Genomic DNA, 26,779 nt, shown 5'->3' with positions numbered 1-26,779 from the left:
CGTCATTAGCTGATCTTCATAGCATCATCAATCGCATCACTCAGAACGCTCACTAAGAACTCGACTTCGGCTGGCGTTGAAATAAATGGAGGGCCAACTGCAATCGTGTCGTTCGTAATGCGCACTAAGGCACCTCTTTCAATACAAGCCTCTAAAGTCTTCATGGCTCGTAGTCCTGGCTTACCAGCAATGGGCACTAAATCGACCGCGCCAGAAAGACCAAAGTTACGAATATCCAGTAAGCCTGTTTTTCCCTTGAGGGCGTGCAGGGAATTTTCTAAGACCGGTTCCAGTGCTTTAGCGCGATTGACTAAATCATCGGATTCAAAAATATCCAATACAGCATGAGCAGCCGCTGTAGGAATGGGATGGCCAGAGTAAGTGTAGCCGTGAAAGAATTCAATCGCTTGCTCTTGCCCGCCTTGCGACATGATGGCATCGTAAATATCTCCGCGCACCAATACACCGCCCATCGGAATCACACCATTGGTAATGGCTTTTGCAAAGGTAATCATATCTGGCGTCACACCAAAACGATCTGCACCAAAGTTCGCTCCTAAGCGCCCGAAGCCCGTAATGACTTCATCAAAGATCAACAAGATGCCGTGCTTTGTGCAAATATCCCGAATCTTCTGTAAATAACCTTGTGGGGGCACAATCACCCCCGTCGATCCCTGCACTGGCTCTAGGATTACTGCAGCAATCGTGTTGGCATCATGCAAAGTGACAATATTTTCTAGCTCATCAGCTAAGTGTGCCCCCCACGTAGGCTGCCCTTTTGAGTAAGCCATTTGTGAGAGATTGAATGTGTGCGGTAGGTGATCTACTCCAGGCATCATCATTCCAGCAAATGCCTTGCGATTGGCCACAATGCCGCCAACGGAGATGCCACCAATACCAACACCGTGATAAGCGCGCTCGCGCCCAATCATCCGAAAGCGTGAGGCATTACCCATGCAACGATGATAGGCAACCGCCATTTTGAGTGCAGTATCAACGGCTTCAGATCCAGAGTTGGTAAAAAATACTTTATCTAAGCCTGTTGGCGCCAGATCAACAATGCGACTGGCCAAAGTAAAAGTAGCCTCACTCGCCATTTGAAATGCAGGGCAATAGTCCATGGTTTCATACTGCTTTTGAATGGCTGCACCAATTCGTGGATCAGCATGCCCCAAAGGTGAGCACCACAAGCCCGATAATCCATCGAATAACTTACGACCATGGTCATCAAAGTAGTAAGCTCCTTTGGCTGACTGCATTACTTTTGGATGCTGATGAAAGTAACGATTTGGCGTGTATGGCAACCAATAGGCCGACATATCAATAGCTGAAGGTGTTTGAAGTGCTGCAGTCATAGTTGTCTCAATTTAACTTTTATTATTCGCTTTACACCCCTTGGGTGGTTTCCAATACTATATTACCTACTTACTCACTGGACAATGTCATGAACTTCTTGAATCGTTTTTCAAAACCATTCCTCGGGCTTGCAATCATTTCAAGCTTGTGTGGACAAGTGCTAGCTGCACCAGATACGGATTGGCCTAAAAAACCAATCGTCGCAGTTTTGTCATTTCCTGCAGGTGGTTCTACCGACGTATTTGCTCGTGCCGTTATGGCTCCCTTGGGCGAGGCTCTCGGACAAGCGATTGTGATTGAAAATAAACCTGGTGCAGGTGGCATGATTGGCTTGGGTGCAGCAGCCAAAGCCGCTCCAGATGGCTACACCATTCACTTCAGTGCAATGACTAATCAGTCTATTTCACAAGCACTCTTCAAAAATCCGCCAGCAGACCTTACAAAGGATTTTGCACCTGTTGCTCTCGTTGGTACTATTCCTCACCTGATTGTTGTCAATCCCACAGTTCCAGCTAAAAACCTGTCGGAGTTAATTACTTTCATTAAATCGAAAAAAGGTGACTTCAATTATGCGTCTCAAGGTAATGGCAGTCTCTCTCACTTAGAGTCCACTCTATTTATGCAACGTATCGGAGCCACCGGTACACATATTCCTTACAAAGGTAGTTCTTTCGCCTTACCTGATTTAATTGCTGGTAACACGCTCATGATGTTTGATAGCGTGACAGCATCACTGCCACATATTCAGAGTGGTAAGTTACGTCCTATTGCTATTGCTGCAGCAGAGCGCTCACCATTAATGCCCAATGTCCCCACCTTAGGACAAGATGGTATGAAGCAATTTGATGTGGAAAACTTTTATGCAGTTTATGTACCCAAGGGCACTTCTCCAGCAATCATTGCCAAGCTGGAAAGGGAGATCCGTAAGATTCTGACTAACCCCGACTTCAAAGCACGCTTAGCAACCCAAGGTATTCATCCACAATTTGCTAACTCCGAGCAATTAACTGTGATCACACAAAGCGAGCAGGACAAGTGGGCGAAGGCAGTGAAAGCAGCCAACGTTAAAATTGACTAATTGCCCATTCCTTTTGCTCACACCTTCTTATTGAATAGATCAGATCCATGTTAATTTCCCCTCCCTTTGGTGGCGGCCGTGCCCCAGTCCTTGCTAAAAATGCAGTTGCTAGTTCACAGCCATTGGCTACACAAGCGGGCATTGAAGCTTTGCAAAGCGGCGGCAATGCGGTTGATGCAGCCCTAGCGACCGCGATCACACTGACCGTAGTTGAACCCACCATGAATGGTCTTGGTGGCGATGGCTTTGCTCTCATTTGGGATGGAAAAAAACTCCATGGTATGAACGCCTCCGGTCGTGCCCCAGCTGCTTGGACGCCGGAATATTTTTCTGGCAAAACTGCCATGGATTTGATTGGCTGGAATACCGTAACTGTGCCTGGAATGGTTTCGGGTTGGATTGAGTTATCTCGTAAATTTGGCAAGCTGCCTTTTGCGCAACTCTTCAAGCGCGCTATTGACTATGCTGAAAATGGCTTTCCAGTCTCACCAGTAATCGCTCGTCAATGGCGCGAAGCCATTCCCATTTTGAAGAATGAACCTGGTTTTAGTGAATCCTTTTTGATTGATGGCAAGGCACCTACTGCTGGTCAACTTTGGCGCTACCCCGCCCAAGCCAATACTTTGCGTGAGATCGCCAACACTGAAGGTGAATCTTTTTACACCGGTAAATTAGCCCAAAGCATGGTCGACTTTGCTCAAAGCACAGGCGGCTGTTTCACCATGGCAGATTTTGCTGCCAATCAAACGGACTGGGTTGAGCCATTGGCGTTTGATTATGGCGATTACACATTGCATGAGATTCCTCCCAATGGTTCTGGCATTGCAGCCCAGATGGCACTCGGTATTTTACAAGCGGCAAATGCAAAACAATATCCAGCGAATTCTGCGCAGCGCATCCACCTGCAAGTAGAAGCCATGCGTATCGCCTTTGCTGATGCTTACGCTCATGTATCCGATGCCAGCACCATGAAAGTGCCAGCGAGCGCCCTATTAGACAGAGATTATTTGGCTAGCCGTGCTGCTCTGATTAATCACAATCAAGCAGGCAGCTACGGCGCTGGAGATCCACATGCTGGAGGCACCGTTTACTTGTGCGCTGCGGATGAGAGCGGCATGATGATTTCTTATATTCAGTCGAACTTCAAAGGCTTTGGTTCTGGTGTCGTTGCCCCGGGTGGCATTGCCTTTCATAACCGTGGCATGAGCTTTAGTTTGGTCGATGGCCATCCGAATCAAGTGGCACCAGGTAAGCGTCCTTTTCACACCATCATCCCCGCATTCCTTACCAAGGGTAATCAACCCACTATGGCATTTGGTGTGATGGGTGGCAATATGCAGCCACAAGGACATCTGCAGTTTGTGATGCGCTTTGTAGATGAATACCTCAATCCTCAGGCCTGTTCAGATGCGCCGCGCTGGAGAATTGATGATGTGGGTAAGCTCACTGTTGAAGCATCCATGCCAACAGCAGTCGTCGATGGACTTAAAGCAATGGGACATGAAGTGACTGTCATGCCAGCGAACAGCCTAGACTTTGGAAGCGCTCAAGCGATTGCCCTATTAGGTGAACAAACTCAGGATGCTTATATTGCCGGAAGTGATCATCGTCGGGATGGCTTGGCGGCTGGCTTTTAATTTTTCACTAAGGGGCAAAAGTTGCCTGGAGAATATCGAGGGTAGCCCCCAATGTTTTGTTACTAACGGCACCTAATCGCTTGACTAGGCGTGCTTTATCTATAGTGCGAATCTGGTCTAAAAGTACCAAACCTTTTTTACCATCATGTGTAATTGGCACGCGATAGGATGCTGACCTACCTTTTGTAGTCATTGGCGCAATAATGACGGTTCGCAAAAAGTCATGCATCTCCTGTGGAGATACAACAACACATGGTCGAGTCTTTTTAATTTCACTGCCTATGGTTGGATCTAAGTTAATTAGCCAAATATCTCCACGAGAAACGACACTTTTTACCAAACCCAATCCTCATCACCCTCATTCATAAAGTCGCCCAGCACTAACCCATCTTCACCAGCCGCGGCAATTGCTTTTGAATCCTCAGCCCAACCCTCACGGGGATTTTTTTTGGGTTTACTTAAGACGAGTTTGTCGCCCTCAATCACCAAATCAGCCTGATCGTCAAAACCTACCTGCTCAAGAATAGCCTTAGGAATAACCACTCCACGAGAGTTACCTATTTGACGGATTTGAAGGTGCAACTGTTTTTTCATAGTAATAACAATGTTATAACTATTTTAACGCGGAGTCAAGCCGATAGAAAATCTAACTTGGCAAGCAATTCAGATAGAAACGCTTCACCTCTTGGTCACAGCTGACATCCTTGGGTTGTATGGGGCGCTCGAGAGTAATACCTTCGATGGATGTGCAGCGACTCAAGGCGACATAAACTTGCCCTGAGGCAAAAGCCCCTGAAGATAAATCTACTTTGATCTTATCCAGAGTCTTACCCTGACTCTTGTGAATGGTGACAGCCCAAGCGAGCATTAGCGGAATCTGCACAAAGGTGCCAATGATGTTTGGTGAAATCTTGCCAGACATCATGTCATGGTCATAGCGATACGATTCCCACTGATGTCCCTTGACCTCTACCGTATTGGAGTAAGGACCGTTTTGCACCATCACTTTTACAGTGTTGGGTAGTAGTTCGCGCACGACACCAATAGTACCGTTCACCCAGCGCTTCGGAAAATTGCTATCGGTTGCCGTAAACATAACCTTGGCACCCACCTTGAGAGTGAGCTGATTGGGTGATGGTAGATTGCGATCATCCACATTGAACTTACCAGTGCTATTTCCCATATAGACCTTGGCATCGCTTGTAAGTGCTCGTAATCCTGCACCATTAATTTGGTCCGCACGGGCGTTAGTGGTGGTTAGCGTGATGGTTTGCTCATCAATTTCTTTTTTGGTTTCATAGCAGACGGCATTTAAAGTACTGAGCGCTTCATCAATGTCTTGATTGATGCGGATCTGATTAAGTAAGCTAGCAAAGTGCGCGTCTTTTTGGCGGAAGATCTTAGACAGTTCTACCATCGTGACATCTTTACGGTGCAGCGCATTAGCGCAAAAGAAGTAAGGACCTTCGTAACCGCGCTCTGAGAGCACTTGCATATCCGTTTGAGATACCACCGGCGGCAGCTGAAACAAGTCTCCTACAAACATCACCTGTATGCCGCCGAAGGGTTCACTCTTTTGAGGTCCGTTAGCGCGCAGGAATAGATCAATGGCATCTACTACATCTACTCTGACCATCGAGATCTCATCAATGATCAGGAGCCGAATATCTTTGTACAGTCGCTTATCTTTGAGAGGCTTGATATCCTCTTCTGGGAAGATCAAGCGAGGTGGCAAGCGAAAAAAGGAGTGAATCGTGACACCCTTCACTTGCAATGCAGCAACGCCAGTTGGTGCAACGACCACTACGTTGCCGTGAATGTTCTCACGTAGATAGCCAATTAAAGTAGTTTTACCAGTACCTGCTTTACCACTGACAAAAATATAAGGGTCGTGACGCTCGATGGCATCGATTACCTCCTGGTATTCAGGGGTGATTTCAATGGCGGCCGGGTCAACTGCAAGATTGGTCATTCCTTATTGTTTCACGGCATCAGCCACACACCGAAATCCAATGTAAACCACCCCAATATCTGCTGACTTAGATTCCACATCAGATTCTTTTTGTCTCTCCGGGCCATACCACCAGGAAGCGCCACGAGTAATAAAGCCACCATTGCGCTCAGTAGCCGTCCACTCCCAAACATTACCGCCCATATCCAATAGACCATTGACTCCAGGCTTAGTGGTGCCCGCAGGGACATGACCAGTACCTCGGTTTAATGCACCTGCTGGAGCAACACCTTTGTAGTCACCACAGCCACTTAAGCAATGAGAGACCGCAGGCGTGCTTCCACCGGGGAACGGATAACGCTCACCCTTGACAAAGCCTGCAGGTGGGTTAGCCCGTTGCTCTACAAATGCTGCAGAAGTCCACTCAGCTTCAGTAGGCAGACGTTTACCGAAATAACGACAAGCAGATGCCGCTTCAGATTGATTGAGGTGAACTGCGGGCTCAGTATCCTTTGCAGGAACGCCGTAGGGGGTTTTCCAGGTCCAGCCCGACTTTTTGACAAATCCAGATTCGTAATTCAGTCCGCCACCATTTTTCTCAGCCTGGCTCACAAAGCCTGTAGCAGTCGCAAACGTTTTCATATCGCCAATCGTCATCTCAGTTTGATCCCAAGATACATTACCCACTTTAACCACGGGGATGGTTGACTCAGGCGCACTAGCAGCAGTTGAGGGTCTCAACATGAAATACAGCGCAATGACTGATAGCAAAACACCAAATAGGATTGGGAGAATGTCGAATTTTTTCATAAATAGCGATGGGCTAAAGCATTAAATGAGGTGAGCTAATTCTAATGAATAGATCAATACTGTGCATTAGATTACTGCTAACGGCAAATATGGCTAGCAGCGCTCACCAACTTTAAATCATTGGTCGCGAGGTCGAATCTCGCCCTACCCCACCAACATCTCTTGATCTTTAAAAAATATCTGGCTCTGGCACTGGTTTCCCAAAGCTGGTTTCTAGGAAGTCAAAGTCGCAACCATCTTCTGCTTGCAAGATGTGTTTGCTAAACATCCATCCATAACCACGTTCGTATTTAGGTTCTGGTGGCGTCCATGCTGCTTTTCTTTGATCAAGCTCTTCATCACTGATCTCTAGATGAATCTTTCTGTTGGGCACATCTACTGTGATGAGGTCACCTGTCTTCACAAGGGCTAGTGGTCCACCGATATAGGATTCTGGCGATACATGCAAAATGCAGGCGCCATAGCTCGTACCGCTCATACGTGCATCAGATAAGCGGAGCATATCTCTTACACCTTGTTTGACTAGCTTTACCGGAATCGGCAACATCCCCCACTCTGGCATACCTGGACCACCTTTAGGCCCCGCATTTCTTAATACAAGAATATGATTTTCAGTGACATCCAGATTTTCATCTTCAACGGCTTTTTTCATTTCTGGGTAACTATCAAACACCAGCGCTGGGCCAGTGTGTTTTAAGAATTTATCAGCACAGGCGCTTGGCTTAATCACTGCTCCACCTGGAGCAATATTGCCTTTGAGTACTGCTAGCGCACCCTCTTTATAAATCGCTTTGTGCAGTGGCCTAATGACATCTTCGTTATTGACTTCGGCGTGTTGAATGTTCTCACCAATCGTTTTACCGGTGATGGTCAGCGCACTTGGGTCCAGATGGTCGCCCATCTGCTTGAGTAGCGCAGGCATGCCGCCGGCATAATAGAAGTCTTCCATTAAGTATTGATCGCCACTCGGTCTGATATTGGCAATCACGGGTACCTTCCTACTCGCTAGATCAAAATCTTCTAAGGTTACCGTGCATTCTTTTCCAGCACGGCGTGACATGGCAATTAAGTGAATGATGGCATTGGTACTACAACCCATGGCCATGGCAGCATGGATTGCATTGATGAAGCTAGTCTTGTTGAGAATCTTTGCGGGGGTCAAGTCCTCCCAAACCATCTCGACGATTCTTCTTCCGCAAGCTGCAGCCATGCGCGGATGGCTGGCATCTGCTGCCGGAATACTTGATGCACCTGGCAATGTAAGACCCAATGCTTCAGAGATGCCCATCATCGTTGCGGCGGTACCCATGGTCATACAGGTACCGTGGCTCCGCGCAATACCACCCTCCATCTCTAACCACTGGGCTTCAGAGATATTCCCAGCACGGCGTTCATCCCAATACTTCCAAGCATCAGAACCAGAGCCGAGAATCTTGCCTTTCCAGTTACCACGCAGCATTGGGCCAGCGGGTAAATATACGAATGGCAGGCTAGCTGAAAGAGCGCCCATCACTAGGCCTGGCGTAGTTTTATCGCAGCCACCCATGAGAACTGCGCCATCGACTGGATGAGAACGAATCAGCTCTTCGGTTTCCATGGCGAGCATATTTCGATAGAGCATGGTCGTTGGTTTGACATATTGCTCTGCAAGCGAAATCGCTGGTAACTCAATTGGAAATCCACCGGCTTGTAATACGCCACGCTTCACATCATCAACACGTTGCTTAAAGTGTGTATGACAAGGGTTAATGTCTGACCATGTATTCACAATAGCAATCACAGGTTTACCAGACCAATCATCAGGGCCGTAGCCCATTTGCATGGCGCGAGATCGGTGCCCAAATGACCTGAGATCATCAGGCTCAAACCAACGGGCACTTCGCAGAGATTCTTTAGTCTTTTTGGGCATAGTAAATTAGGTGCAACTGTGAATATCCCTATATTAATGCTTGATATGCAGGAAAGGGTATACCTGCACTTGTTTTCTGATTCTTATTTAATTACCCTTACATTTAACCTTACTTTAGGCATTTATTACCTTCAGAATTTGTTAATAGGAATCGATACATGACTAGGCTTTCTTTCTTCACTCAGCTCACTAAGATATTTCTGATTAGCGCCCTCTGTTACGCAAGTCATCTTCCAGTATTAGCCCAGTCCGATTATCCAAGCAAGCCCGTCAAAATCATTGTGCCCTTCCCGCCTGGAGGAACCACGGATCTTATGGCACGTATTTCTGCAGAACAGTTAACCAAAATATTTAAGCAGGCTTTTGTGATTGAAAACATTAGCGGTGGTGGTGGTGTCATTGGTGCTGAGCGAGCTGCTGGTGCGCAAGCTGATGGCTACACTTTAGTGATGACAGGTGTTGGTCAGAATGCGGTGGCTCATGGTTTAGATCCCAATCTTAAATACGATTCCATGAAAGACTTTGCCCATATCTCTTTAATTGATTTAGGCCCCAACGTATTAGTAGTGAACCCAGAGCGCCCATTTAAAACCCTAAAAGATATTGTGGATTTTGCGCGCAAAGATCCTGGCAAACTTGACTATGGATATACCTATGCCTCTTCAGGCCACATGGCGATGGAGCTTCTGCGACAAGCAACCAACACCTGTAAAGATGTGAAGAACAAAACCAATTGCAATCCACTCCCGATTGTTGGCATACCCTATCGTGGCGGTGGCCCACTTATGAACGCTATTCTCGCCAATGAAATCCCGATGATCTTTATCAATCAAGATGCGGCACTACCTTATGTTGCGGCTGGTAAATTGCGTCCGATTGCGGTGAGCAGTTTGCAGCGCAATCCGCTCTACCCAACCATTCCGACTGTGGCAGAAAGTGGCTATCCAGGATTTCAGGCGCTATCTTGGGCCGGCATTAGCGCCCCTAAGGGAACTCCTAAGCCTATTGTGGATAAGTTAGAAGCTGCCATGATTCAAGCTTTGCAAACACCAGAAGTTCGACAACGTATTGAGTCCGTCGGCTTTGTGATTCCGCCTTTGGGTACTAACGCTTATAACAATTTCTTGAAATCTGAAATTGAGCTTTGGACAAATTTGATTAAGAAGTCTGGTATCAAGCCAGAGTAGCGCATTAAGATTTTCAGCTATTCGACAATAAAAATTTAGGATCTAGCGCTAAGTGGGGCGAACGACGGGGCTCGAACCCGCGACAACCAGAATCACAATCTGGGACAGCAATCAAATGCTACAGCGGACAAGAGGCTTATCCTGGCAATCTATAAGTTATTAAAAAGCTATATAAAACAATGGTCTCCAGATCTAATATTGCCATGAGTTTTACTTCTTACCTGAAAAAACTTTAAATAGATGGATGCGGATATTTAGAATTTATATGCAACTGGATATACACACCATACGCACGTTAACCTATTGATTTATATGAATAAACTTGCGCATTTTGAATCATTCTCATAAAATATAGGCAGTAGTTAGAGCAGTATCAGCCGAGTTGGTTATGTACGGGTCTTAATGCAGCGCCTCTTGATCCGAGAACATAGGTATTGATCTGATCCCTCGAAACCAGTGACTGAGCATAGATGCAGCTAGCCTAGCTAGTGGGGCGCTTCCAGACTGGGTTTTTACAGACATTTTTGTGAAAGCCCAATATGAGCCTTTTGTTTTCTTTAATCAGTAAATCTGACATCCGTTCCGAATTTGGAATCTCAAAGTCAACGCTTGATAGGTGGATCAAGCTTCATTTATGGCCAAAGCCAATACGTATCGGAGGCACTGCCCTCTGGCGCAGAGCAGACATTGAAAATTTTTTAGAGCGGGCAGCTCAAGACTCCAGAAACATGGAGGTTTTATGAGCGTAATAACTACCCCATCAAGTGAAGGCACATTTTTCGCAGATATTCCAGACCCACTGGAAAATTTACAGAAGAACTTTGCCCTCTACCAAAGCTCTGCTCTAGGCATTATTGATAAGAGAGCCCTAGGCAATGCGGATATACCTGCATACCACCGATTAAAAGTCATGCAAATGGCAAGTGGAAAGATCTTACTAGAGAGATATCTTTCAGAAAACTTTAGTGGGGCTGACGCAAAAGCAGTTATTAAAAAATTTCTGATAGAGAAAAACACCAGTGTGTATATCGGGGTAGATTTTTCTCCATCAAAACCAAAGTCCGGCTGCCTAAATCTTTGGGTTGAGCCGACACTTATTCCTATACCGGGAACCTGGCATCAGATTCACAATTTTTTACTAGAGATAATATGTTGCGGCAATAGAGCTGTATACGAATACCTAGTTAATTTTCTTGCCCATGCCCTCCAAAAGCCGGAACAAAAACCTGGGGTAATGATCACCCTCCTGGGCGGCCAAGGTGTTGGTAAAGGTACCTTGATGACCATCATAGAACTTATATGGTCGGCAACTACTTATAAAACAAACCGCATTAAGGATGTAACTGGGGACTTTAATTCTCCATTGGAGGGATCCTACTGGGTACTCTTGGATGAGGCTCAATTTGCCGGTGATAGACAAGCTTCTGAGGCACTAAAGTCTGTAGTCACTGAACGTACAGTCAGCATCAATCCGAAGAATCAACCTCAACGGGTAATTCCAAGTCTGCATAGAATTTTATCGGCCACAAACCAATTACATGTGGGGAATCGTGATTTTGATGACCGCAGAGACCTGACGTTAAAGGTGTCAGATAAGAAGAAAGGTGACCACGATTACTGGGAGATATTAAATAACTCAATTCCTCTTGAAATCTGCGCATTCATGCATGAACTAGCACATAGGGATCTTAGTAATTTTATTGTTTTTAACAAGCCCAATACTAATGAATTAACTAATCAAAAGATTAATAGCCTATCCCCTGATGAAACATGGTGGCTTGAATGCCTTCAAGATGGCTACATTGCTGGCATCAGCAATGACAGGTGGCCTGACTTTATCAAGACACAAAATATCGAAAGAAAAATTGAGGACTACAGGCAAAGATCTGGAAGAAGATTTGGAGTTAGCTCGGCAGCCCAGGCAAAACATCTGATGAATAGGTGGTGTAAATCGAGCTCACAAGGAAGAGATAAAGATAAATCCCGATCTCGTGGCTATTTACTTCCAAGCCTTGAAACGGCAAGACGAGAATTTGAAGAAACCTTGGGTGACAAAATTGATTGGAGTGAATGATGCAGGGATTTAGACCCTTGATCCAAATTGACCGCCAACAGAGTTACGCCGGTCATCCGCTAGACCAATCCGCTGATGGCTTTAACCAGCTCGACCACTCAACCCACCCTCTTTTAGGAAAAATATTAAATACCTCATGGCAATTAATACTCTTCAAGATTACTTTTGCCATGAGGATTGTTAATAACCTTCTATTTGGCGGCTGGCAAAACTGGTCAAACCGGGCAAACACGGCTACTAAAGGATTTGAAAATGAATAATTCATTGCCGCCACCAGTTGATGAGCCACTATATCAGCAGATCCGGCGCCTAAAGGATCAAGCAAGAAAAAGTACAAGGCTTGAAAAGCCAGCATTACCAACACTGGAACAACGCCTCCTGGATTGGATTTCTTTGCTCTCACCAGCGCAGATAAAAAAACCTTACACGACCAAAGAAGTCATCAAGCTAGCCTCGCTCACAGGTAGGCATCGAAGCAATCCCGCACTGCAAGAGGTAGCTCAACTACTCAGAAAACATGGTTTTGAGTCCAAGAGGTCTTGGGTCGCCAGCTCATACAACCGCCGCTACTGGAAATTTAAAGGATCAGAATGATAATTATGTCAAAAAATACACAGGCACAGATCACCAAGCATAGAGTTGCAGCGAGAATGGAAGGCATAACACTTAACAATCTGCCACTTAGCGACCGATATGATCGAAAGACCGGAATCGATAGTGGAGATTTACCTTCTTACCAAATGGATCATCTGCCCATTGAAGGGCAAATCATCGCTGCCGAACATCAATTAAATAAGGCTAAAAGCGATATCAGAACCTGGCAATTTAAGGGATCTGCAAATGGAATAAATATGGGGGTGGGAATCAATGATCAGGAAAGGTATGGCATTTTTAAAAATGCGCCTATTTTTATTGGGAGACAGATGAACGCTGCAATTAAAACACTTGAAAATATAGATCCAGTTATCGGAGCTACATGGCGACAAAGGAACTTAGAATTTTATTCAACTGTTGGACAGATAGAAAATTTATATCCAAGTAAAAAGGGTTGCAATAAAAATCGGTTAAAAGCTCTAGCCCCAGCTTTAGTAATCTATCTCGATGATATCAATAGCCTTATTGAAACACTTCTCCAGTACTATTGTCATAATGAGGAATATATTTAAAGATGTTAGATCACTTCATAGAAGCCCAAAATCCAATTTATGACCAGGTTCTTGAGGAGCTACGCAATGGATATAAGAAAACACACTGGATGTGGTTTATCTTCCCCCAATTAAAAGGCTTGGGCACTAGCCCCATATCAATCCGTTATGCAATACAAGATGAGTTACAAGCTAACGAGTATTGGAATCACCCTATCCTTGGGAACCGCCTTCGGGAATGCTTCAATCTAGTGGAGCAAAGTGGGAAAGCTCCAGAGCTAATATTTAGCCCGATTGATGCATTGAAATACCGAAGCTGCAAAGCTCTATTTAGCCAATTTATGGGTTAAAAACTCCGCAATCCTTACTACACCTCTCTACGGCTAGCGATGTGAGGCCTATTGATAAGTTTATTCTCTATCTCATATAGTGAAATGAAGATAGCGTATGCTGGTTATAGAGATAATTTTTATAAGCACTTAGGAATCTGCCTGGCATATGGAACACCAGATCAAACTAACACCCCTATCCGATGGCTTAACACTCAAAGAAGTTGGAGAGGTTATGGGCGTCACTCGTGAGCGAGTTCGTCAGATCGAAGCTAAAGCACTTATCGAATTACGCAAAAAGCTAAACACTCGAAACATTGGACGCATTAACCACATTCTCTGACCTTATTGGAATCAAATTAATGAATAACCATGCCAATCAAGTCAACGTATTTTCATGGGATGCTTTTGATGAGTTTTTCTCCATTGAAAACATCATGGAAAGTCAGGGGCAATACCAAAAACTAGCCCTAGATGCCCTTGAGCAGATTCCGAGCAAGGAAGATAAGGCGAGGCTAATCAGCTTACTGGATTTACGCTTAATAACTCTGCTTGAGCTATTGCAAGGCTACGGTGATTCATACGTAGACAAATCGGGCGCCTTAATTTTTGACGACACTATTGCCGCCAGATTACAGATAAACAATGACATCTGCGGGTCGCTTGGGCTTCCTCAAAAGAGGCGAGATCGTTTGGTTGCAATTCTTGAGCAGTACGAATCCAAATAATTAGCCGCCAATTCATAACCAACAAAGGAAGTAAAAATGAATAAATCCTATCAAACAGCCTCAGAGTACATAGAGAACATTCCTACTCTATCAGCAAGATTTACAGCTCGACGAGCCATATTAAATGCTATTACTCAGGCAAAAATTACAGATGGGACATACAAGCCAGAAAAAATTATTTGTAGATTTACGCCCAGCGGGTCAATAAGTAAATTGTTTGGTAAAGCCGCTGATTAAAGTTTTGCGACTGCAAGCAACTGACTAAGCGGCAATTTAAGGGCTTTTGAAATTTTAAGGAGATTCATCAATGCAAGGTTGTGCTCACCCCGCTCTATCCCGCCCATGTAGCTGCGATCAATCCCAACCTCATCAGCAAATGCCTCTTGGGAAAAGCCTTGGTCTTTTCTCATTTTGCGGATTGCAGCCCCAATCACCTTTAATTCTTTAGATCCTGCATAGGTAGGAGAAGGTTTTGCCATAGGCATGATCTTTGCCTATAGACCTTTTTAATACCACGGGATAAGATACCCAATATAAGATTTATAACTAATGGATTAATGATGAAAAAATTTCTGCTGGCAATTCTTATGACAAGCCAAGCCTTATTAACTGGCTGTGCGGCATCCATACAGCCAATCACCACACCTGATAACAAAAAAGGTTTCTTTGTCTCATGTAACGGAGGTACTGAAACATGGGCATCTTGCTATTCAAATTCAACCCAAGCATGCGGTGGGAAATATAAAGTGATTGATAAGAGCGATACATCTACACCTACTGCTCACGGACCAATTGTTAACAGAAGTTTAATTATCGAGTGCCAACAATGAAATACTTATTGTTACTTTCATGCTTCTTTTTATTTGGATGTGGTCTTGCTCCAAAAAGTGTAGTCACGGCTGATGGGAAGACTGCTTTGCAGATTCGATGTGTAGGATCTGCAAACTCATGGAATACCTGCTATGCAAAAGCCAAGGAGTCTTGCCCAGCTGGTTTTGAGATCGTTGACAAAGAGCAATTTATGGCTGATGTCGATCTACCTGTAAGGGTTCTTACATATAGATGTAAGTAATCTATGGCAGCTCAGACTAAGTTAAGCAAAAGGTAAAATAATGAGCTTACTTGGGATTTTGACTGGATGGGATAAATCCATGGCAGCAATCAATGCAATCATGGGTAGCTATGTAATGGAAAATTCTGGTCATTCAACTAAAGTAATGATCGCGGATGAGATTACCAAAATTATTTCAAGTGCTCGATATGGAAAACTAAGCAAGGAATCTATTTTGTCTGAATTGAACCAAGAATCAAGAGTGGTTCAAATGAATTTTGTAGCATTAGCTTGCGATAATCTTCGTATACAGCCGCCTTTTAAAAACTCATATTGGGAGCGGATAAAAAATCCATATGCCACTGGATCTCAGGTTGACGACATGATGATTAAAAGTGCAATTAATACATTTCGCAATGAGGGTAATGGAGACATTATTTGGCCTGGAACTTCTACTTCTTATGATTTTGAATCACTCTATGAGGTTATTCCTGATAAGACAGAGAGTGGCCTAAATAAAACCGCAGTTGAAATGGCAGTCCGCCTCATCTTGTGTTTTAACAGCTATCTTTCAGAAAAAACTCAGTTTCCGAACCTTGAGCATAAGGATATGGATGCCGTAACAGAAATGGCATTACGGTACATGAGTATTCAATCAGATCAAACTTTATTTTCAGCTTACTGCTTCACCGTCCATGATGCAGCCTTAAAGAGTACTCTTGATGATGGGATAAATGATGGCTTGTTGGGGAAAAATCTTAGGCTAGAGCTTAACTTTGATGACTCCTTTCATTCATACTGCAGAGATCTTGGTCTCAATCATCTTCTTCAATCTAAGATCGATGTACACACAGTCCATGAAAACGATACCCTCTATAGAAATTACATCTCTGAAGAGGATCAGAAGGTGTTTGGAGCAGACTTAATTAACCTCATCGATAAAGTTTTTGATCACACCTACTCAATGCTTTTGAGCGAAAAACGATCAAATGACTCTGTTGAGATTTCCCAAGAAGATATCAATGCATTTGGAATCCACTTGATTGGTTGTATTGCGCTGTATACAACACATGCGGTAATTAATCTAAGATCTAACGACAAGAGACTGCCAAATGCAATGCTTGAGACTACAAGTGAGACACTCGGCGAGAGTTTTGGACCGGATCTCCTAGATCTAATTGCAAGATACTGCGCATATAAGGCCTCTAGTCTTCACTGAGAATCTGAGATTCATGAACGTGTGTATGCATCTTTTTTAATGGGCGCTCTACACGGCATACCTAAAGATACCCCCGGTAGCATGAGCCCATCTGTCCAGCCCCCATACCAGCCCACCCCTTTACTTGATGCTGTAGATAAACCCTTCAAGGGCTTATATAGGTGATAGATTTTCTTGGTCACCCAATACTATTTAAGAGTTAGGTACATGGGGAATAAACGAGATGGATTGCTGCCAAGAATGCAGGCACGGGCATGGAAGAATGGCCTCAAAGTCTCATATCGATACATCCCCAAAAAAGGAGCCCCAATTCCTCTTGGCACCGATCTTAATGAGGCAATAAAAAAAGTATTAGGGCTAACCCAAAGCCATTCCAACATCGGAAAGTTATCGACACTATGGGATATATACATAGGCAGCGCTGACTTTAAAGGGTTGGCTCTAGGAACCCAATCTGATTACAAGCAATGTGCTAAGCCTCTTCTGGAGGCATTTGGCTCTACTCCTGCCGCACTAATAACAGCGCCAATGATCTATGGGTACATCACCCATACTAGATCAACTGCACTAATCAGGGCAAATCGTGAAAAATCCCTACTCTCAAATTTAATAGACCTAGCCATTCGCAGAGGTGAAGCTCATACAAACCCATGCCGAGAGGTGAGACGAAATAAAGAGCAGCCTAGAACACAAAGCCCAAATACGGAGAGTTTTGATGCATTTATTGGCTGGCTAAAAAATCAAGGTGGTCGAAGATTGGCAGTCGCTCAAATGGCAGAATTCTGCGCCTTTTCTGGCGGTCGAAGAATCGAATTTCTTAATCTCACCTGGCAACAGGTAGACATGGAATCTGGCTCCATCAAGATGATCAGAGCCAAACAACGAGGAAATAAGAAAGGCATGGTTATCGATGTAGTGAGTATCAGCCCTCAGCTCCGAGAATTACTTCAAACGATCAGATCTACAAATACAAATGAGATTTACGTATTCCCAACTGAACGCAAGATGCCGTACACATCAAGTGGCTTCAAAGGTTTTTGGGGGAAGCTGAAAACTGAAGCCAAAATAGTTGGGGTAGACTTTAATGCCACGTTTCATGATCTAAGAGCCTACTACGCCACAAAACATAGGCAAACCACTGGACTGCTACCAAATCTTCATGCCAACCCTGAGACAACAGCGAGGGTCTATGACCGCAGCAAGGAATTTAAAAGGAATTCTTTATGAGAATTGCCAAGATGGCAATTTATGAGGGTCTCGAATCACTAAGCAGCAATTTGCCGTTTATTCGGTGGGGCGAACGACGGGGCTCGAACCCGCGACAACCAGAATCACAATCTGGGACTCTACCAACTGAGCTACGTCCGCCACTGAAGACATAGATTATAGCTTTTGAGACAAAACCCTGTCAAAAATGGCTTAGATAAGTGATTTAAGCCTCATCAAACTCAAAGGCAGCCCAATCCCCCAAGGTGAGGCTAGCATCGATAAAGAAGTCCAAAATAGCTGCCTTACTCTGTACTTTAGCCAAGGCATGGTGATCAGAAAGGCGCTGGCGCCAATAACGCGATCCCGCTCTACCATGGGCTAGACCAAGAATATGTCTTGTAAATGCGCCGATATAAAACGGTTTGCCTTTAGATTGGCACTCGTCAAACCATGCCTGCACCTGCCTCACTAATGCAATCTGTATGCGATGCCACTCGGTCTCACTAAATAGATATCCAGCAGCTTCACCATTAGTCTTAATCAAATCATCCCAACCAAGCAACATCGCCGGAAAATGATATGCCACCCTACCCACCATAAAGCCATCAAAGTCATCCCAATGGCCAGCAATTTGCTCATTAGTTTCTAGGCCACCATTGAGCAGGACTTTGAGATTAGGAAATTGTTTTTGCGCATCTAGACGAAGTTTTGCGGCGACTTCATAATGCAATGGTGGTTTACTACGATTCTCTTTTGGGGATAAACCCTTGAGAACAGCATTGCGAGCATGAATGGTAACTTGGCTAGCACCCGCATCCGCTACCGCAAGAATAAAGTTCAAAGCAAATTGATAATCTTTCTCAGAGTTTGCAGCATCCATCGAATCTAAGCCCAAGCGATGCTTTACTGTGATCGGGATATCAACAGCAGCTTTCATGGCTTTGACACAATCGGAAACCAGTTGTGGCTCAGCCATTAAACAAGCACCAAATGCCCCACGTTGCACGCGCTCAGATGGGCAACCACAATTAAGATCAATCTCGTCGTAGCCCCACTGCCGGGCTAATTCTGAAGCTTTTGCTAGATCAGAAGGCTCAGAGCCACCAAGTTGCAATACGACTGGATGCTGATCCTGCGAATAATCTAAATGTCGGGGTACATCTCCATGAATCAGAGCGCCTGTCGTCACCATCTCGGTATAGAGAACAGCATCCTTAGTGAGCGAGCGATGAAAAGAGCGGCAATGACGGTCAGTCCATTCCATCATTGGGGCTACAGCTAATCGTTTGGCGGGCTTAACAGTCATACGGAATTAAAGCTAATACTCTTTCACTCATGAAAAATCGTTCATGCCCCGTTACCGGGTCTTTGAAATGAATCTCTTTTGCTAAGAGCTGTAGGGGTTTAGAAAAGTCCAAATCATACTCTTGATAAGGGGTCAGGATTGGATAGATCTGATCATGACGTATTGGAACCCCGAGGGCATTAAGGTGGCAGCGTAATTGATGCTTCTTGCCACTACCCGGAGTTAAGCGATATTTAGCCCAAGGCATATTTACTTCAATCAGTTCAATGTAGGTATCTGTATTTGCTATGCCCCCGACTTCCTCCATTTGCAAGAAATGTTCTGACTCTTTGATATTGCTCTCATAAGTCATTGGCAGTTTTTTGATCAACTCTTCTGAATACGGTGCTATGGCTTCGTATACTTTCTTGACTTCTCGGTCTCTAAACAGATTTTGATATTGAGCCCGCTCTTGAGGTTTGACTGAAAAAATGACTAGTCCTGCAGTATCGCGATCAATACGATGAATAGGACTTAAGTCTTGAATGCCTGTTTTTTTCTTTAGGCGATTCAATAGGGTTTGATGAAGATAAAGACCGCTTGGAGTCACTGGTAAAAAATGGGGTTTATCAGCAACCAAAATATGCTCATCTTGAAAGAGGATGACTTCTTCGAAAGGAATTTCTGGTTCACGAGCTAAGCGCCTGAAATACAGTAAATGGGTATTAGGTAGGTAAGCATCACTAGCTGCAAGTGCCTCTCCCTCCGTAGTCATGATGAGACCCTCTGCAAAACGAGATTCCCATTCAGCTCTATCGATATGCGGGAAATTACTTGTGAAAAAATCCAGCAATGAAGCATGGCTCTGCCCAGCAGGTAAATACACCCTTGAAGAGGAGACTCCTTCAGAATTGACTTTCATTTGCACTAGATTATCCACTCCCACCAAGCTAGGCAAGGCAATCCAAGTACACCCAAATGAAACCCTCTAAAATGGGGTAGTAGCGCCCATTAGAACTAGAAAATGAATAGACAGCATGCTTGAACTCTCCGTATTCGACCTTGGCTTATTGTTTGCCTTCGCATTATTTGCGGGATTGGTCGACTCCATTATTGGTGGCGGGGGGATGATTCAGGTTCCAGCACTGTTTGCAGCCCTACCGGGCTTTCCACCAGCCACGCTACTCTCAGTCAATAAGTTTGGTTCTATCGTAGGTACGATTGGCTCAGCCATTCAGTACAGCCGAGTCAATAAAAGCCCTTGGGGCCTTGTGATCATCTCTTCTACTTTTGCCTTTTTTGCCTCAGTTGCAGGGGCCTACCTCGTGACTCGCCTACCAACCGAATGGCTCAGAGGCGCCCTGCCTTTTTTATTGCTAGCACTACTGATCTTTAATATCAAATCGAGCGCTGGTCTGGTTCACGCTCCCAAGCATCATCACCATAAACAAAAAGCCATTGCCTCAACAGGCGCCGGCATCATTGGTTTTTATGATGGCTTCCTAGGGCCTGGAGCTGGCGCCTTTTACAAACTCTTTTACACCCGTGTTTTAGGATTTGATTTTTTGCGCTCTGCAGCGCCTGCCAAGTTTCTCAATATTGCTTCCAATCTAGGTGCGCTCTGCGTATTTTTCTATCTAGGTTACTTTGACTGGAAACTCGGCTTACTCATGGCCAGCGCCAATCTGGTAGGCGGTCAAATTGGCACTAGGATTGCGATCAAGCATGGCAACTCCTTTATTCGTAAAGGCTTCTTCATTTTGGTCACCATTCTCATTATCAAAACCTTCTACGATGCCTTTTTGAAATAAATCTTTTCAAGAAATAGATGCATAAATTAGTAGGGTATTAAAAAGCTTTGTGGATTTACGAGGATATAGAGAGTAAATTGAATCCATGAGGTTCTAATTTGTTTACTATAAAAATAAGGGTGTTATGAAAATTCTATTGCCGGTTGACGGCTCCAAATCTTCACTTAATGCAGCTAAGTATGTTGTGAAATTAGCAAAAGATTTGCGCAGCAAGTGCACGGTGACATTAATTAGCGTTCATGATGATATTGGCCTTGGTCATGTGAAACAATTTGTGGCAAATAGCGTCATTGATGACTACCTGCGCGAAGTGAGTGAGAAAGAACTCAAGGGATCCCAGAAGATATTAGATTCGGCTGGCGTAAAACATAGTATGGTCATTAAGCGCGGCAATATTGCCAACGAGATCATTGCACTTGCCAATAAAGAAAAGTTTGATCTGATCGTCATGGGCTCAAAAGGTCGTAGTGGTATTGTCGATACCATGATGGGTTCTGTTGCTCAGAGAGTCAGCAATACAGCCAAGCAAGCTGTTTTATTAGTCAAGTAAGCTTAAAAAGTGCATCGCTAGATTATTTTCAATAGGCCGTCTAAGTGACGGTCTTTTTTATGGATTCTTCAATGAGTATTTTGCTGCTCTTATTCGCACCGGGGATATTTGCCATCTACTGGCTTATTCGTCTACAAATATGCTTATCTAGAATTCGCTACCTAGTCGATACCTACGGCATGGATCGTCAGAAACTTCAAAAACTCAAATGCAAAGAAGTAAAAGCGCTGAGAGAGTCCATTGACCAACTCAGGCATGCAAATGATGCCTTTGGTTTAGAGAATCTAGTCAGACCTTATAGGGCATAAAAGCATGCCGAATGAGGTCTGCGAATCCTGCAACTTAAACGCTTCTTGAGAAATAGCGCTCTTTAAACCATAAGGCCACAGTCACTAAGCCAATCATGATGGGCACCTCTACTAAGGGCCCTATGACCGCTGCAAAGGCTGCTCCAGAATTAATTCCAAATACCGCAATCGCTACAGCAATCGCCAATTCAAAGTTATTACTCGAAGCAGTAAATGAGAGCGTGCAGCAACGCTGGTAATCGATCCCCATCTTGCCAGTGACAAAGAATGTCAGCAAGAACATGATCAGAAAGAAGATGAGTAATGGAACGGCGATGGTAAGGACGTCCATCGGGAGCGTCAAGATCACCCCGCCTTTGAGGCTAAACATCACGACGATGGTAAAGAGCAAGGCAATCAGGGTGAGCTTACCAATACGAGGCACAAGATGCTCGTGATAATGCGCTTTAGTCATGAACTTGAGCATCACTACCCTAGTCAATATTCCGGCGATACAAGGAATGCCTAAATAGATAAATACACTTTGCGCAATCTGGCCCATACCTATGCTCACACTTGATCCTGCGAGTCCGAAATATGGAGGTAAAACCGTCAGAAAAAAGTAGGCGTAGACACTAAAGAACAGTACCTGAAAAATGGCATTAAATGCCACTAGGCCAGCAGCGTATTCAGTAGAGCCTTTGGCCAGATCATTCCAAATAATGACCATTGCAACACAAGGCGCAATGCCAATCAATATCAGACCAGCCATATACTCCGGTTGATCTGGGACAAAAGTAATCGCTAAAAAGAACATTAAAGTTGGAGCAATGATCCAGTTCATGAATAGCGAAATCAGAAAGATACGTTTATCTTTAAAAACGTCAGGCAAGTCTTCGTAACGTACCTTAGCAAAAGGTGGATACATCATCAATATCAAACCAATAGCAATTGGAAGATTAGTAGTCCCAACCTGAAAGAAATTAATAAACCTTTCCACATCTGGAATAAAGTGACCCAAGGCAATACCCAGGGCCATTGCTGCAAAGATCCAGACCGTCAAATAGCGATCTAGAAAGGAGAGTTTTTTAGTAAGGGAGCTCATGCTTTGCTGTGGATCTCTTTCAGGCTCATAGAATCGAGTTTTTCTAATGGCATCGCAGCCAAAATATCTAACCGTCTTTTGAGGCCATTCTTGACCTCATTAAAAGCTGCCTTTTTCTCTAAATCAGTGCCCTGCACTTGGGATGGATCAGGGAATCCCCAATGTGCTGTTGCAGGCTGACCTGGCCAAAATGGGCACACTTCGCCAGCGGCGTTATCGCAAACCGTCACAATAAAATCCATCTTTGGGGCGTCTGGTAGAGCAAACTCATCCCAACTCTTCGATCTCAAAAGAGTGCGGTCCATACCCAATTCTTCTGCAATATCAGCAGCAATAGGATTCACACTTGTACCTGGGGTAGAGCCTGCTGAATAGCCTACAAATTTTCCACTTGGATGAGTGGATGCTAAAGCCTCACCTAAGATCGATCTAGCAGAGTTATGAGTACATAAGAAAAGGATGTTGTACTGCTTCATTGAGCCTTGACCTTTTTGATAGCTTTGATAGTTTTGCATGGCTTACCGTCGCAACAGTTAGCCAGCAGGAATTGACTAAGATCCTCCACCATTCCTGGATTTGGTCTGTAGATCAAATTACGACTTTGGCGCTCGACAGTGATGAGATTGGCTTGATAGAGCTCTTTCAAATGAAAGCTGAGCGTCGCATTGGGAATACCCAGCATTTCATGGATTTGTGAGGGCAATAAACCTTGATCGCCCTTTTGCACTATGAGGCGATAGACGTTTAAGCGAGATTCTTGCCCTAGGGCCATGAATGCCAGAATAGCTTCGGTATTTTTCATAATTCCATAATAATCGAACTATATTACAAATAGATGACTACGGAGCGGTAAAGCCATACCTACTCATGATTTGACGGGATTTAGACTCTTGTAGGTATTGATAAAAATCTTTTGCGCTAGATGCACTATTTTTGATCAAGGCCATCTTTTGTCTTAAGGGCTTATGTAAATGATCTGGTATTAATACATAGGTAGATTGCACTTGCACTTGGGGTGATATGGCTAAAGATAGGGCTGCAATTGCAAAATCTGCTGAGCCAGTTAAGGCAAACATCGTTGCTTGAGAAATATTTTCTCCAAACACTAGCTTAGGCTGGGCCAGATCCCAAACACCAATGCCAATGAGGTATTCTTTTGCAGCCCTGCCGTAAGGGGCGTGCTCTGGGTTGGCTATGGCAATTTTCTTGGCCTCTGTAATGACTTTAATCAAACCATCTTTATCTGTAGCAAGCTTGATTGGATTACCCTTTTTCTGCAAGAGGGTTATTCTGCCGATAGCGTAAAGACTTCCCTGATCTACTGTTAAGCCATTTTTATATAAGTCATCGATATACGCCTCATCTGCAGACATCAGCAAACCAAAGGGCGCTCCGTTTTTGATTTGCTGCCAGAGCACACCAGATGAACCAAATACCAGTCTCACCTCTTGCCCCTTATCAGCCTTATAGTTCGCAGCAATTTCTTCCAAAGCAAACTTGAGGTCTGAGGCTGCAGCTACTGTTGGCGCTGTTTGAGCTAAAGAAGCAGAGACGTACAGAGCCATCAAAGTCAGAAGAATATATTTGATCGGATTCATTTAGCTGATATCTCTATGCCTATTGTCGGGTGCACTCTACCACTTCAGTGTAACGATTTTTTTAACCCTTAAGCTTTCGTAAGGCATCAGCCATTGCATTATTCATTTGAGGCGCAGATCTTCTATCTTCCTGCGGTCTTCTAGCTTCTGGAGTTCTTGAAGTGCCAGGTCTATTTGACCTTTGCTCAGGTTTTGAGCCTACCGACACTTTAGGCGCTTCATCAGAGAGTCGCATGGTGAGTGCAATACGCTTGCGCTTTTCATCTACTTCAAGCACTTTGACCTTTACCACCTGCCCTGCTTTGACTACCGTGTGCGGATCCTTTACAAAGGTATTGGCCAATGCGGAGATATGCACTAAGCCATCCTGATGAACACCAATATCAACAAAAGCCCCAAAGGCTGCCACGTTAGTAACTACGCCTTCTAAAATCATATCGGTCTTAAGATCGCTGATTTTTTCGACACCATCTTTAAATGTCGCTGTAGTGAACTCAGGACGTGGATCGCGGCCAGGTTTTTCTAATTCCTTAATGATATCGGTAACTGTAGGAAGGCCAAACTGCTCATCGGCATACTTTTCTGGATTGAGCCCCTTGAGTATTGCGATATCGCCAATGACCTCTTTAACACCCTTCTTGATATCTTTCAGAATCTTTTCTACCAAAGGATAGGATTCTGGGTGGACAGCAGAAGCATCCAAAGGATCTTTGCCATTCATAATGCGCAAGAAACCAGCTGCTTGCTCAAAAGTCTTCTCGCCTAAGCGAGGCACGCTCCGCAAATCTGCCCGCGTCTGAAAGGCGCCATGGCTATCTCGATAAGTCACGATTCCTTCAGCAACCGTAGTACTTAAGCCTGAGACTCTTGCCAATAAGGGTGCAGATGCCGTGTTCACGTCAACACCAACCGCATTGACGCAATCCTCCACCACTGCTACCAATGACTTAGCCAACTGAGTCTGCATCACATCGTGCTGATATTGGCCCACGCCAATAGACTTTGGATCAATCTTCACTAGCTCGGCTAGGGGATCTTGGAGCCTTCTCGCAATCGATACCGCTCCACGCAATGACACATCCATACCAGGTAATTCTTTTGAGGCGTACTCAGAGGCAGAGTAAACCGATGCCCCTGCTTCAGAGACCACAATCTTGGTTAGCTTAAGTTCAGGTTTAGCTTTGATTAAATCTTGCGCTAACTTATCGGTCTCACGTGAGGCGGTACCGTTTCCGATGGAGATTAAGTTAGCCTGATGTTTCTCAGCTAATTTAGCAAGCGTATGCAATGAGCCATCCCAATCATTCTTAGGTTGGTGTGGATAAATCACATCGGTGTCTACCACCTTACCTGTTGCATCTACTACGGCCACTTTAACGCCGGTTCTCATGCCTGGATCTAAGCCAATAGTAACCTTTGGTCCTGCAGGTGCTGCTAAGAGTAAAGCCTTGAGATTACGTGCAAAGACGTTAATCGCCTCCGCTTCAGAGCGTTCACGCAACGCACTCATCAGCTCAGATTCCAAGTGCATCGAGCACTTGATGCGCCAAGTCCAGCGTACAGTGTCTGCGAGCCACTGATCGGCAGGGCGACCTTCGTTTTTAATCTTGAACTGATTGGCAATACGGGATTCGCAAGGATTATGCGGTGCGTCCCATTTGGGCTTTTCTTCTTCGGTGTCTAGACGCAAGTTGACCATGAGCATTTGCTCACGACGACCTCGAAATAATGCCAAGGCACGATGCGACGGAATTGCTGAGATAGGTTCTGAGTAATCAAAGTAATCTGAAAATTTCTCACCCTCTTGTTCTTTGCCAGCAATGACTTTAGATTCCACAACGCCATGCTCCTGCAAATACGTTCTAAGTGATTGCACCAGTCCAGCATCTTCAGCAAAACGCTCCATCAAAATCTGACGAGCGCCTTCAAGAGCGGCCTTGGTGTCAACCACACCAGGGTTATCACCCTGGTCGGATGTAAATGCTTCTTTGAGATATTTGCTTGCTTCCACTTCTGGATCCAACATGGGGTTAGCCAATAAGTCATTAGCTAAAGACTCTAATCCAGCCTCCAGAGCGATTTGCGCCTTGGTGCGACGCTTGAGTTTATAAGGAAGATAGAGATCTTCTAGGCGCGTCTTATCTTCTGCCAAAAGGATGGCTTTGAGTAACTCCGGAGTCATCTTGCCCTGCTCTTCAATCGACGCAACAATTGCTTTACGACGCTCTTCCAACTCTCTTAAATAACTGAGTCGATCCTCTAATAAACGTAACTGCGTATCATCCAAACCGCCAGTTGCCTCTTTGCGATAACGTGCAATAAAGGGAACGGTTGCACCTTCATCCATCAATGCGATGGCGGCAGCCACTTGTGCAGGTTTAGCAGATAACTCTTGGGCAAGGCGTTGTTCAATGGATGGCAGCATGAAATGATTAATTTACTAAGATTTTAAGAATATTG

32 protein-coding genes and 1 tRNA gene are annotated in these 26,779 nt (G+C 44.6%); 18 read left to right on the top strand and 15 right to left on the bottom strand.

What is annotated here, in order from left to right; all coding sequences use genetic code 11:
• Positions 1–5: 5 nt before the first annotated feature.
• Positions 6–1,355 carry an aminotransferase class III-fold pyridoxal phosphate-dependent enzyme gene (locus ICN27_RS03710; protein ID WP_216269023.1) on the bottom strand — a complete coding sequence of 450 codons (1,350 nt, stop codon included), beginning with the start codon at positions 1,353–1,355 and terminating at the stop codon, positions 6–8.
• Between the two features lie 89 nt (positions 1,356–1,444).
• On the opposite strand from ICN27_RS03710, the gene ICN27_RS03705 reads away from it, so the two are divergent.
• The gene (locus ICN27_RS03705) at positions 1,445–2,434 is read left to right on the top strand and encodes a tripartite tricarboxylate transporter substrate binding protein (protein ID WP_216269022.1); all 990 of its coding nucleotides are present in this window, start codon (positions 1,445–1,447) and stop codon (positions 2,432–2,434) included.
• A gap of 47 nt (positions 2,435–2,481) precedes the next feature.
• The gene (locus ICN27_RS03700; RefSeq protein ID WP_216269021.1) at positions 2,482–4,071 is read left to right on the top strand and encodes a gamma-glutamyltransferase family protein; all 1,590 of its coding nucleotides are present in this window, start codon (positions 2,482–2,484) and stop codon (positions 4,069–4,071) included.
• Positions 4,072–4,078: 7 nt separating this feature from the next.
• Here the strand turns inward: ICN27_RS03700 and ICN27_RS03695 are convergent, their stop codons facing one another.
• From ICN27_RS03695 to araD, 5 genes are all read right to left on the bottom strand, one after another.
• The gene (locus ICN27_RS03695; protein WP_255534971.1) at positions 4,079–4,417 is read right to left on the bottom strand and encodes a type II toxin-antitoxin system PemK/MazF family toxin; all 339 of its coding nucleotides are present in this window, start codon (positions 4,415–4,417) and stop codon (positions 4,079–4,081) included.
• A complete protein-coding gene (locus tag ICN27_RS03690; protein ID WP_255534970.1) occupies positions 4,405–4,665 on the bottom strand; it encodes an AbrB/MazE/SpoVT family DNA-binding domain-containing protein in 261 nt (86 codons plus the stop codon). The genes ICN27_RS03695 and ICN27_RS03690 overlap by 13 nt, the downstream gene beginning before the upstream one ends.
• A 52-nt stretch (positions 4,666–4,717) precedes the next feature.
• On the bottom strand, positions 4,718–6,043 hold the full coding sequence (locus ICN27_RS10460) for an ATP-dependent RecD-like DNA helicase (RefSeq protein WP_215309743.1): 1,326 nt from the start codon (positions 6,041–6,043) through the stop codon (positions 4,718–4,720).
• A gap of 3 nt (positions 6,044–6,046) precedes the next feature.
• Complete coding sequence (locus ICN27_RS03680; RefSeq protein WP_215309741.1) at positions 6,047–6,832, bottom strand: SUMF1/EgtB/PvdO family nonheme iron enzyme; 786 nt, start codon at positions 6,830–6,832, stop codon at positions 6,047–6,049.
• Positions 6,833–7,001: 169 nt separating this feature from the next.
• On the bottom strand, positions 7,002–8,741 hold the full coding sequence (araD, locus tag ICN27_RS03675; RefSeq protein ID WP_216269020.1) for an L-arabinonate dehydratase: 1,740 nt from the start codon (positions 8,739–8,741) through the stop codon (positions 7,002–7,004).
• Between the two features lie 158 nt (positions 8,742–8,899).
• Here araD and ICN27_RS03670 point away from each other — a divergent pair, with 158 nt between their 5' ends.
• The 9 genes from ICN27_RS03670 to ICN27_RS03625 all read left to right on the top strand — a co-directional run bounded on the left by ICN27_RS03670 (position 8,900) and on the right by ICN27_RS03625 (position 14,441).
• Positions 8,900–9,928 (top strand): tripartite tricarboxylate transporter substrate binding protein, encoded by a 1,029-nt coding sequence (locus ICN27_RS03670; protein ID WP_215309737.1) that lies wholly within the window; start codon positions 8,900–8,902, stop codon positions 9,926–9,928.
• Between the two features lie 739 nt (positions 9,929–10,667).
• Positions 10,668–12,002, top strand: a complete 1,335-nt coding sequence (locus ICN27_RS03660; RefSeq protein ID WP_216269018.1) for a primase-helicase family protein — start codon at positions 10,668–10,670, stop codon at positions 12,000–12,002.
• A 17-nt stretch (positions 12,003–12,019) separates the two neighbouring features.
• Entirely contained in the window at positions 12,020–12,262 is a 243-nt protein-coding gene (locus tag ICN27_RS03655) for a hypothetical protein (protein WP_216269017.1), read from the top strand.
• On the top strand, positions 12,255–12,596 hold the full coding sequence (locus ICN27_RS03650) for a hypothetical protein (protein WP_216269016.1): 342 nt from the start codon (positions 12,255–12,257) through the stop codon (positions 12,594–12,596). Before ICN27_RS03655 ends, ICN27_RS03650 begins: the two co-directional genes overlap by 8 nt.
• 5 nt (positions 12,597–12,601) lie before the next feature.
• Positions 12,602–13,168: a hypothetical protein gene (locus ICN27_RS03645; RefSeq protein ID WP_216269015.1), complete on the top strand. Its 567-nt coding sequence runs from the start codon at positions 12,602–12,604 to the stop codon at positions 13,166–13,168.
• A gap of 2 nt (positions 13,169–13,170) precedes the next feature.
• Positions 13,171–13,497 (top strand): DUF1810 domain-containing protein, encoded by a 327-nt coding sequence (locus ICN27_RS03640; RefSeq protein WP_216269014.1) that lies wholly within the window; start codon positions 13,171–13,173, stop codon positions 13,495–13,497.
• A gap of 148 nt (positions 13,498–13,645) precedes the next feature.
• Complete coding sequence (locus tag ICN27_RS03635; protein WP_216269013.1) at positions 13,646–13,819, top strand: sigma factor-like helix-turn-helix DNA-binding protein; 174 nt, start codon at positions 13,646–13,648, stop codon at positions 13,817–13,819.
• Between the two features lie 19 nt (positions 13,820–13,838).
• Positions 13,839–14,204 carry a hypothetical protein gene (locus ICN27_RS03630; RefSeq protein WP_216269012.1) on the top strand — a complete coding sequence of 122 codons (366 nt, stop codon included), beginning with the start codon at positions 13,839–13,841 and terminating at the stop codon, positions 14,202–14,204.
• 36 nt (positions 14,205–14,240) lie between these two features.
• On the top strand, positions 14,241–14,441 hold the full coding sequence (locus ICN27_RS03625) for a hypothetical protein (protein ID WP_216269011.1): 201 nt from the start codon (positions 14,241–14,243) through the stop codon (positions 14,439–14,441).
• On the opposite strand, the gene ICN27_RS03620 is transcribed toward ICN27_RS03625, so the two are convergent.
• Positions 14,438–14,683, bottom strand: coding sequence for a helix-turn-helix domain-containing protein (locus tag ICN27_RS03620; protein ID WP_216269010.1), 246 nt, complete (start codon positions 14,681–14,683; stop codon positions 14,438–14,440). The two genes, ICN27_RS03625 and ICN27_RS03620, sit on opposite strands and share 4 nt — an antisense overlap.
• 78 nt (positions 14,684–14,761) lie before the next feature.
• On the opposite strand from ICN27_RS03620, the gene ICN27_RS03615 reads away from it, so the two are divergent.
• The 4 genes from ICN27_RS03615 to ICN27_RS03600 all read left to right on the top strand — a co-directional run bounded on the left by ICN27_RS03615 (position 14,762) and on the right by ICN27_RS03600 (position 17,701).
• Positions 14,762–15,034, top strand: a complete 273-nt coding sequence (locus tag ICN27_RS03615; protein WP_216269009.1) for a hypothetical protein — start codon at positions 14,762–14,764, stop codon at positions 15,032–15,034.
• On the top strand, positions 15,031–15,276 hold the full coding sequence (locus ICN27_RS03610) for a hypothetical protein (protein ID WP_216269008.1): 246 nt from the start codon (positions 15,031–15,033) through the stop codon (positions 15,274–15,276). Before ICN27_RS03615 ends, ICN27_RS03610 begins: the two co-directional genes overlap by 4 nt.
• Positions 15,277–15,355: 79 nt before the next feature.
• Positions 15,356–16,474, top strand: a complete 1,119-nt coding sequence (locus ICN27_RS03605; protein ID WP_216269007.1) for a hypothetical protein — start codon at positions 15,356–15,358, stop codon at positions 16,472–16,474.
• Between the two features lie 207 nt (positions 16,475–16,681).
• Entirely contained in the window at positions 16,682–17,701 is a 1,020-nt protein-coding gene (locus ICN27_RS03600; protein ID WP_216269006.1) for a tyrosine-type recombinase/integrase, read from the top strand.
• 65 nt (positions 17,702–17,766) lie between these two features.
• Here ICN27_RS03600 and ICN27_RS03595 read toward each other — a convergent pair.
• From ICN27_RS03595 to ICN27_RS03585, 3 genes are all read right to left on the bottom strand, one after another.
• A tRNA-His gene (locus tag ICN27_RS03595) sits at positions 17,767–17,842 on the bottom strand.
• Positions 17,843–17,906: 64 nt separating this feature from the next.
• Positions 17,907–18,989, bottom strand: a complete 1,083-nt coding sequence (dusA, locus tag ICN27_RS03590; protein ID WP_216269005.1) for a tRNA dihydrouridine(20/20a) synthase DusA — start codon at positions 18,987–18,989, stop codon at positions 17,907–17,909.
• Positions 18,979–19,890, bottom strand: coding sequence for a pseudouridine synthase (locus ICN27_RS03585; protein ID WP_216269004.1), 912 nt, complete (start codon positions 19,888–19,890; stop codon positions 18,979–18,981). Before ICN27_RS03585 ends, dusA begins: the two co-directional genes overlap by 11 nt.
• Positions 19,891–20,005: 115 nt before the next feature.
• On the opposite strand from ICN27_RS03585, the gene ICN27_RS03580 reads away from it, so the two are divergent.
• The 3 genes from ICN27_RS03580 to ICN27_RS03570 all read left to right on the top strand — a co-directional run bounded on the left by ICN27_RS03580 (position 20,006) and on the right by ICN27_RS03570 (position 21,637).
• Positions 20,006–20,779, top strand: a complete 774-nt coding sequence (locus tag ICN27_RS03580; protein WP_216269003.1) for a TSUP family transporter — start codon at positions 20,006–20,008, stop codon at positions 20,777–20,779.
• 124 nt (positions 20,780–20,903) lie between these two features.
• Positions 20,904–21,329: a universal stress protein gene (locus tag ICN27_RS03575; protein WP_216269002.1), complete on the top strand. Its 426-nt coding sequence runs from the start codon at positions 20,904–20,906 to the stop codon at positions 21,327–21,329.
• A 71-nt stretch (positions 21,330–21,400) separates the two neighbouring features.
• On the top strand, positions 21,401–21,637 hold the full coding sequence (locus ICN27_RS03570) for a hypothetical protein (protein ID WP_215309728.1): 237 nt from the start codon (positions 21,401–21,403) through the stop codon (positions 21,635–21,637).
• A gap of 34 nt (positions 21,638–21,671) precedes the next feature.
• Here ICN27_RS03570 and arsB read toward each other — a convergent pair whose 3' ends face one another.
• From arsB to ICN27_RS03545, 5 genes are all read right to left on the bottom strand, one after another.
• Positions 21,672–22,721, bottom strand: a complete 1,050-nt coding sequence (arsB, locus tag ICN27_RS03565; RefSeq protein ID WP_216269001.1) for an ACR3 family arsenite efflux transporter — start codon at positions 22,719–22,721, stop codon at positions 21,672–21,674.
• On the bottom strand, positions 22,718–23,236 hold the full coding sequence (locus ICN27_RS03560) for an arsenate reductase ArsC (protein WP_255534969.1): 519 nt from the start codon (positions 23,234–23,236) through the stop codon (positions 22,718–22,720). Before ICN27_RS03560 ends, arsB begins: the two co-directional genes overlap by 4 nt.
• Positions 23,194–23,523, bottom strand: a complete 330-nt coding sequence (locus ICN27_RS03555) for a helix-turn-helix transcriptional regulator (RefSeq protein WP_216269000.1) — start codon at positions 23,521–23,523, stop codon at positions 23,194–23,196. The genes ICN27_RS03560 and ICN27_RS03555 overlap by 43 nt, the downstream gene beginning before the upstream one ends.
• 37 nt (positions 23,524–23,560) lie before the next feature.
• Positions 23,561–24,319 (bottom strand): molybdate ABC transporter substrate-binding protein, encoded by a 759-nt coding sequence (gene modA, locus ICN27_RS03550; RefSeq protein ID WP_216268999.1) that lies wholly within the window; start codon positions 24,317–24,319, stop codon positions 23,561–23,563.
• A gap of 61 nt (positions 24,320–24,380) precedes the next feature.
• Complete coding sequence (locus ICN27_RS03545; protein ID WP_215309722.1) at positions 24,381–26,744, bottom strand: Tex family protein; 2,364 nt, start codon at positions 26,742–26,744, stop codon at positions 24,381–24,383.
• Positions 26,745–26,779 lie beyond the last annotated feature (35 nt).

This window comes from Polynucleobacter sp. Nonnen-W13, assembly GCF_018881735.1.
Taxonomy (GTDB): Bacteria; Pseudomonadota; Gammaproteobacteria; order Burkholderiales; family Burkholderiaceae; genus Polynucleobacter.
Note: the sequence above shows the minus strand (reverse complement) of the source record. Positions and strands in the feature narration are given on the sequence as shown.